The following is a 7090-nucleotide window of genomic DNA, read 5'->3' as shown; positions in this document are numbered from 1 at the left end:
CGCCGCGCCGCGCAAGCCCGCCGCGAAGCGCGCAAAGCCGGCCGGAGCGGCCGGTTCGGCCGCGGCGCGCGCGGCAGCCGCTTCGTCGCCCGAAACCCGTCCGCCGAAGCGCTCGACGTGACGCGGCGCAGGTAGCAGGTCGATCATGCGGCTCGCGCTCGTTCTGATGGGAGGCGGCGCACGTGCCGCCTATCAGGTCGGCGTGCTGAAGGCGCTGGCCGAGATCGCGCGCGAGGCCGATCCGCAGCGGCACACGCTGCCGTTCGCGGTCGTGTGCGGCTCGTCGGCCGGCGCGATCAACGCGACGTCGATTGCGAGCCATGCGGACGACTTTTCCCACGGCGTGCGGCGCCTGCTCGAATTCTGGGAGCCGTTGCGCGCCGACTACGTGTATCGCACCGACTGGCTCGGCATCGCGGCCGCCGGCGCGCGCTGGCTCGCGGCGATGACCTTCGGCTGGGCGGCCCGCCGTTCGCCGCGCGGGTTGCTCGACAACGCGCCGCTCGCCCACCTGCTGCAGCGCGAGCTGAGTTTCCACCGGATCGAGCAGATGCTCGAGGCGCGCCTGCTGCACGCGCTCGCGGTGACGGCGCTCAGCTATTCGAGCGGGCGGCACCTCACGTTCTACCAGGCGGCCGAGCCGATCCAGGCGTGGCGGCGCGCGCAGCGCACCGCGCGGCTCGTCGACTTGTCGGCGTCGCACCTGCTCGCGTCGTCGGCGATTCCTTTCGTGTTCCCGGCCGTGCCGCTGGTGCTCGACGGGCAGATCGAATACTTCGGCGACGGGTCGATCCGGCAGATCGCGCCGCTGTCGCCGGCGATCCACTTCGGCGCGGACCGGATCGTCGTGGTCGGCGCGGCCGACCCGCGGCCCGAGATTCCGGCCGCGAACGGCGCCGGGCTGGTACGTGGCTACCCGACGCTCGCGCAGATCGGCCAGCAGGTGCTCGCGAGCGTGTTCCTCGACTCGATCGGCTCGGACATCGAGCGCATCGAGCACATCAACCGGATGATCGAGCACCTGCCGCACCAGGTCGAAGTGGACAGCGGCTGGCGGCACGTCGACGTGCTCGCGATCGCGCCGTCCGAGCGGATCGAGCTGATCGCGGCGAAGCACCTGAAGCAGATGCCGGCGACGATGCGCGGGCTGCTCGGCGCGATCGGCGGCAGCCAGCCGGCCGGCGCGTCGTTCGCGAGCTACCTGCTGTTCGAGGAGGCGTTCACGCGCGAACTGATCGAGCTCGGCTACCGCGACGGGCGCGCGCAGCGCGACACGCTGGCCGGCTGGATCGCACTGGCGGATGGCGGCAGCGTGCCGGCCGCCGGCATGCCGCCGGAAGACGGCCTCGCGACCGGCGAAATGCGGGTCTGATGCGGACAGGGCAATGTAAGGTTGCGTTTTCGCGACGGTCGGCCGCGACAGATCGCCGCACCGCGGTTGGCGGCGCACGACCGGGCAGGCGTCTCGGAACCGTCATGCACGCGTGATATCATGGCCGCCGCCGTATACACCATATCGAGCAGCCCGCCGATCCGGCATCCGCACGGGACCTTTCGGGGAACCCGCCTGGGGCAGGGGACGGGCGCGCCAACGAGCCGGCCAGCGCCGGCCCCCACTCAGGCAAGCGTGCAGCCGGTTCCGTTCGTGCGGAGCGTGGCTGCGGCATGCCGCAACGGCGGCGACGCGGCCGCCCGGCTGCCGGACGAGCAATCGGCGTCCGGCCGGTCGGTTTCACGCGTAAAATCACAGTCTTGGCCGCAAAAAGCGCGCTTGGCGCGCCTTTGCGGCAACAGTCACGTTTAGAGAAGTCGCATTGCGCAGAACAGGGGTGGGACCATCATGAACACGATGCTTTATCCGGAACTTTACCGATCGCTCGAAGCCGTCCGCTGGGACATGGAGAAGGACATTCCGTGGGACAAGTTCGACGCTTCGCTGCTCACCGACGAGCAGGCGAAGACGATCAAGATGAACGCGATCACCGAATGGTCGGCGCTGCCCGCGACGGAGATGTTCCTGCGCGACAACCAGCACGACAGCGACTTTTCCGCGTTCATGAGCGTGTGGTTCTTCGAGGAACAGAAGCATTCGCTCGTGCTGATGGAATACCTGCGCCGCTTCCGGCCGGAGATGGTGCCGACCGAAGAGGAACTGCACGCGGTGCGCTTCGAATTCGATCCGGCGCCGCCGCTCGAGACGCTGATGCTGCACTTCTGCGGCGAGATCCGCCTGAACCACTGGTACCGCTGCGCGGCCGACTGGCACACCGAGCCGGTCATCAAGCAGATCTACGAAACGATCTCGCGCGATGAAGCGCGCCACGGCGGCGCATACCTGCGCTACATGAAGAAGGCGCTGAACAACTGCGGCGACGTCGCACGTGCCGCGTTCGCGAAGATCGGTGTGCTGATGGCGTCGGCGCGCCGCACCGAGAAGCCGCTGCACCCGACCAACCTGCACGTGAACCAGGCGCTGTTCCCGCGCGACACCGTGCAGTCGCGCCTGCCCGATCCGGAATGGCTCGAGCGCTGGCTCGACGAGCAGATCCGTTTCGACGGCGAATGGGAAAAGAAGGTCATCGAGCGGATCCTGCACAACCTGTCGATCCTGTTCGAGCGCACGTTCGCGACCGCGCAGGAGCTGAACCGCTACCGCAAGGAAGTAACCGGCCGCCTGCAGGCCGAAAGCGGCCCGTCGTCGGCCGCGCAACCGGCCTGAGGCCGGCTGGCGCGCCGGGGCCGGCCTGATTCACGATTCACGCCGGCCGCGCGCGCCGCTTCGCCGCTGCCCCATGAAGCCCGCTCGGCGCGCCCGGCGGGCTTTTTCGTTTCCGGCGCCACGGCTCCACGTCGCCGTACGCACTGCTCATTCGATCCGACCTTCATCATGTCCGCCACTTTCGAACGCAAGCTGATCACCCGCGACGCCCTCGTCGCCCTGCGCGCCACGCTGCCGTCGCCCGTCGTGTTCACCAACGGCGTGTTCGACATCCTGCATCGCGGCCACGTCACCTATCTCGCCGACGCGAAAGCGCTCGGCGCATGCCTGATCGTCGGCGTGAACAGCGACGCGTCGGTACGCATGCTCGGCAAGGGCGACGACCGGCCGATCAATCGCGAGGACGACCGCGCGGCGCTGCTCGCGGCGCTGGAAAGCGTCGACTGGGTCGTGAAATTCGAGGAAAAGACGCCCGTGTCGCTGATCGAGGCCGTCCGTCCGGACATTCTCGTGAAGGGCGGCGACTACGACATGGATGCGTTGCCGGAATCGGCGCTGGTGCGCGGCTGGGGCGGCCGGGCGCTGGCGATTCCGTTCGAGCACGACCGCTCGACCACCGCGTTGCTGAAGAAGGTGCGCGCGCAGCAGTCCTGAGCGCGGCCCGGCGCCGTCAGGGCGCGGACGCCGCGAGCGGTTCGGCCGTGACGGCCGGCGGCGCGATCGGGCCGCCGATGACGGGCTGGTCGGTGGCCTGCGCAAGCGGCGTCACGCGCAGCGCATCGGGCCGCACCTGCCGCGCCAGCACGCCGGGTTCGCGCGGGCCGGCCGCCGGCAGCGGCCCGAACACGCCGCGTGCCACCACGAACGCGAGCATGTTGGCGAGAAAGAGAACAGCGATCAGCCAGCGCAGCATCGTCGACACTCCTCGTCGTCATTGACGTGGTTCACGTCATTGAATCGGGCCGGCCGCATGGCCGGCTGTCTCATTCCTTCCGTTGACCGTGCGCGCGTGCTGCCGTCGTGGCGCCGCCCGACTTTCACCGTCATCGTGACGCAGGCCCGCCCGGGCTTGCGTTACCGTGCGCCGGCGCGATGCCGGCGCCGTTCCGTCACTCCTGCGCCGCCGTTGCGGTTGCCGCTTCCGCAGCAATCAGCGCGAGCCCGGACAGGATCAGTGCATCGTGCCGCGTATGCGGAACCGTCAGCGCACGCGCGACGTCGTCCGCCGCGCCGCCGGCCAGCACGAGCCGCACGGGCGCCTTCCATGCATCCACGAGATCGCGCCACGCGCGTTCGATCAGCCCGGCCTGCGCGTACAGGCAGCCGGCCGACAGCGAGCGCGGCGTATCGACCTGGAACGGTTCTGCCTGCGCACCCGCGAGCAATCCGCTCGCGATGTCGGTGGTCAGCGTCGGCAACTGCGCGGTGTGCGTGCCGAGCGCGCGCATCATCAGCGCCCAGCCCGGCGCGATCAGCCCGCCCGTGAAGCGGCCGTCCGTGCGCAGCGCCTCGAGCGTCGTCGCGGTGCCGAACGTCGCGATCAGCAGGTGCTCGCCCGGAAACGCCGCGTGCGCGCCGATCAGGCCGGCCCAGCGGTCGCTGCCGAGCTGGTCGGGCGTCGTATAGCCGTTCGTCACGCCGCATTGCGTCTGGCGCGAGCGTATCGTCGTGCGCGGCAGGCCCGGCCAGCGCGCGTCGAGCAGCGCGTCGAGCCGGGCGGCCGCGTCGGCGCCCGCGACGTTCGAGATCCACGCGCCGCGCGGACGCGGCAGGTTCGACCAGTCGGGATCGGCGCCGCCGTCGCGCGCATGGCCGAATGCGCCCGTCTCGACGAGCGAGCGCTGCGCATCGGCGAGCGCCCACTTGATCCGGCTGTTGCCGGCGTCGATCAGCAGGTGCGGCTCGCTCATTGCGCTTCGCGCAGCGACACGTCGCCGGCGGCGATCGCCTGCATGCCGTCCGGCGTGTCGAGCAGCAGCTGGCCGGTCGCGTCGATGCCCGTCGCGATACCGCGCACGCGTTCGACGCCTTGTTCGAGCAGGACGACTTCGCGCCCCGCGTACGCGTGCAGCGCGTGCCAGCGCGGCAGGAACGGCGCGAGCCCTTCGGCGCCGAACTGCGCGAGCGCAGGCGTGAGCGCGTTCAGCGACGCGGCGAGCGTATCGGTGAGGTTGGCCGATGCGCACGCGATCGACAGCGCAGCGGGCGGCAGCCCGCTCGCGAGTGTCGCTTCGCGCGCGCGCAGCGCGTCGACCTGCGCGGCGACGGCTTCCGCGCCGCGCACGTTGATGCCGAAGCCGATCACGACGGCGGTGGCGTCGGCGCTGGTCCACGCGGTTTCGATCAGGATCCCGGCGAGCTTGCCGACGATGCGCGGCGTGCCGTCGTCGGTGGCCGTCAGCAGCAGGTCGTTCGGCCATTTGAGCGCGACGCGCGTATGGGCGTCGAGCGGCAGCGCGGCCAGCCCTTCGGCGAGCGCAACGCCGATCGCAATGCTGAGGCCGCCGAGTGCTTCGACGGGGCGCGGCACGATGCAGCCGACCGAGCACAGCAGCGCGTTGCCGGGCTGTGCGAACCACGGGCGGCCCTGCCGGCCGCGGCCGGCCGTCTGCTCGAACGCGACGCGCACGAGCGGCGCGGGCAGCGCGTTCGCGGTGCGCGGCAGCGCCTTGAGCCGGGTGGCGACGTCGGCGTTGGTCGAGCCGGTGGCAGCGACGATGTCGAGCGGCCACGCACGCGGCGCGGCGTCCAGGTGCGCCTCGAGCCGGTTGCGCGCGATGTGCGCGTCGCCGGAATCGGGCGTGTCGGAGGAGGTGGGAGCGTTCATGGCGCCTATTGTAGCGACAGGGGGCGCTGGCGCGCGTCGGGCGACGCGCGCGACTGGCAGGGCGGCACGTGGCCGCCTGCACGCGAGCGGCGCCGCAGCGCCGCGCGACTCAATGCTTTTCCATCCGCTCCAGCGCCTTGATGTCCTCCTCGGACGTCATTTCGCAGGCCAGCAGCGTCTTGCCCTTCAGCGCCGGGCCCTGGCGGGCCGACACGAGAATCAGTGCACCGCCCGGGCCGCGGACCGTCAGCCTGCGCGAATAGCCGACGGACGACGCGCCCAGCAGGTGGCCCTTCTCGAGGGTGAGCTGGTAGCGTTTCGCGAGCTGGTCGGCAACCTCGCCGTCCACGAGCACACCGATGCCGGTACTGACGAACACGACCTGCTGCGTCGTGAAGCCGTCGCGGTGGATCGGCTCCGGCAGGCGATAGACCGCGGCACCCAGCATCGACTCGTCCGGTTTCGGATCGGCTGCCTTGGCGGTGTTGTAGATCGAGTCCATCAGGTCCGCCGTGAACGGCGGCTTGCAAAGCGCGGCGTTGAAGATGTCGGGCTGGGCGGGCGGCGCGGCGCGTGCGGTGAGCGGTGCGCCGGCAATGACAAGGGCGGCGGCGCCGACGGCAGCGGCACCAAGCCTGGAAAGGCGATGGGACATGGATGCAGTTCTCTCAGGTTTTATTGTGAGGCTGCATGTTAATGCATTGCCGCGTGCCGAACGATCGACGTGGAGCAGCCGGATGGCGGCAATGCAACAGGCGCGTGCGCCCGCGCCCCGCGATCGATTCCGTTGCCGGGTGATCGATGCGCGGGGCGTCGGGGCATGCGTGTCATGCAGCCGGTGCGTGCGCGTGCGTGCGGACGAACCGTTACGGCGCGACGACCGGGTGCTTCAGCGCATGCGCGGTCTCGATCCACTGCGCGTGGAATTCGTCCGCATCGGGCTTGAGCCCGAGCTCGCCGTTGCGATAGGCCATCGCGAGCGTCTGCACGGCTTCCGGCAGCTCGTGCTCGGCGGCGCGGCGATACAGCGCCAGCGCACGTGCCTCGTCGCGCGGCACGCCGCTGCCTTCGCGGTATGCGTTTGCGAGCATGAAGTCCGCGGCCGGGATGTCCGCGCGCGACGCGATCTCGAACCAGTGCGCGGCCTGCACCGGATCGGCGGCGATGCCGTAGCCGCTGCGATAGATCAGCCCGAGGTAATACGCGGCGGCCGCGTCGCCCTGCGCGGCCGCTTCGCCGAGCAAGGTACGGGCGCGTGCGTAGTCCTTCGGCATGTCGCTGCTGCCGAGCAGCAACGCCTTGCCGAGCGCGAGCTGCGCCCGTCGGGCAGCCGGCGCGTCGGCCTTGCTGTCTGCCGTCGCGGCCGTTTCCAGCCAGCCGCGCCCCTCGTCTCGCAGCCCCGGTTCGCGCGCGTCGACGAGCGCGATGCCGAGCGCTGCCTGCGCGTCGCCCGAGCCGCGCCGCGCCAGCGTGCGCAACTGCGCGAGCGCGTGCGGCTCGGTGGCCTGCGTGACCATCGCCTGCCACTCGTCGAGCTGCGCGGC

General features: G+C 70.8%; 8 protein-coding genes. 3 read left to right on the top strand and 5 right to left on the bottom strand.

Annotated elements, in window-relative coordinates:
- The first annotated feature begins 145 nt into the window (after positions 1-145).
- The 3 genes from BDO18943_RS41880 (at position 146) to rfaE2 (ending at position 3373) form a co-directional block, all read left to right on the top strand.
- The gene (locus tag BDO18943_RS41880; protein ID WP_175026658.1) at positions 146-1372 is read left to right on the top strand and encodes a patatin-like phospholipase family protein; all 1227 of its coding nucleotides are present in this window, start codon (positions 146-148) and stop codon (positions 1370-1372) included.
- Positions 1373-1840: 468 nt separating this feature from the next.
- A complete protein-coding gene (locus tag BDO18943_RS41875) occupies positions 1841-2719 on the top strand; it encodes a ferritin family protein (protein ID WP_043187123.1) in 879 nt (292 codons plus the stop codon).
- Positions 2720-2887: 168 nt separating this feature from the next.
- On the top strand, positions 2888-3373 hold the full coding sequence (gene rfaE2, locus BDO18943_RS41870; RefSeq protein ID WP_043187125.1) for a D-glycero-beta-D-manno-heptose 1-phosphate adenylyltransferase: 486 nt from the start codon (positions 2888-2890) through the stop codon (positions 3371-3373).
- Positions 3374-3389: 16 nt separating this feature from the next.
- Here the strand turns inward: rfaE2 and BDO18943_RS41865 are convergent, their stop codons facing one another.
- The 5 genes from BDO18943_RS41865 to BDO18943_RS41845 form a co-directional block, all read right to left on the bottom strand.
- On the bottom strand, positions 3390-3632 hold the full coding sequence (locus tag BDO18943_RS41865; RefSeq protein WP_043187421.1) for a hypothetical protein: 243 nt from the start codon (positions 3630-3632) through the stop codon (positions 3390-3392).
- A 196-nt stretch (positions 3633-3828) separates the two neighbouring features.
- Positions 3829-4629, bottom strand: coding sequence for a type III pantothenate kinase (locus tag BDO18943_RS41860; protein ID WP_175026657.1), 801 nt, complete (start codon positions 4627-4629; stop codon positions 3829-3831).
- The gene (locus BDO18943_RS41855) at positions 4626-5546 is read right to left on the bottom strand and encodes a biotin--[acetyl-CoA-carboxylase] ligase (RefSeq protein WP_043187128.1); all 921 of its coding nucleotides are present in this window, start codon (positions 5544-5546) and stop codon (positions 4626-4628) included. The genes BDO18943_RS41860 and BDO18943_RS41855 overlap by 4 nt, the downstream gene beginning before the upstream one ends.
- Positions 5547-5655: 109 nt before the next feature.
- Entirely contained in the window at positions 5656-6201 is a 546-nt protein-coding gene (locus BDO18943_RS41850; RefSeq protein WP_175026656.1) for a hypothetical protein, read from the bottom strand.
- A gap of 211 nt (positions 6202-6412) precedes the next feature.
- Positions 6413-7090 (bottom strand): tetratricopeptide repeat protein (locus BDO18943_RS41845; protein WP_235996336.1); only part of this gene is annotated, 678 nt, incomplete at its 5' end.

The organism is Burkholderia aenigmatica (assembly GCF_902499175.1).
GTDB lineage: Bacteria > Pseudomonadota > Gammaproteobacteria > Burkholderiales > Burkholderiaceae > Burkholderia > Burkholderia aenigmatica.
This window is presented reverse-complemented; position numbering and strand designations above follow the sequence as displayed.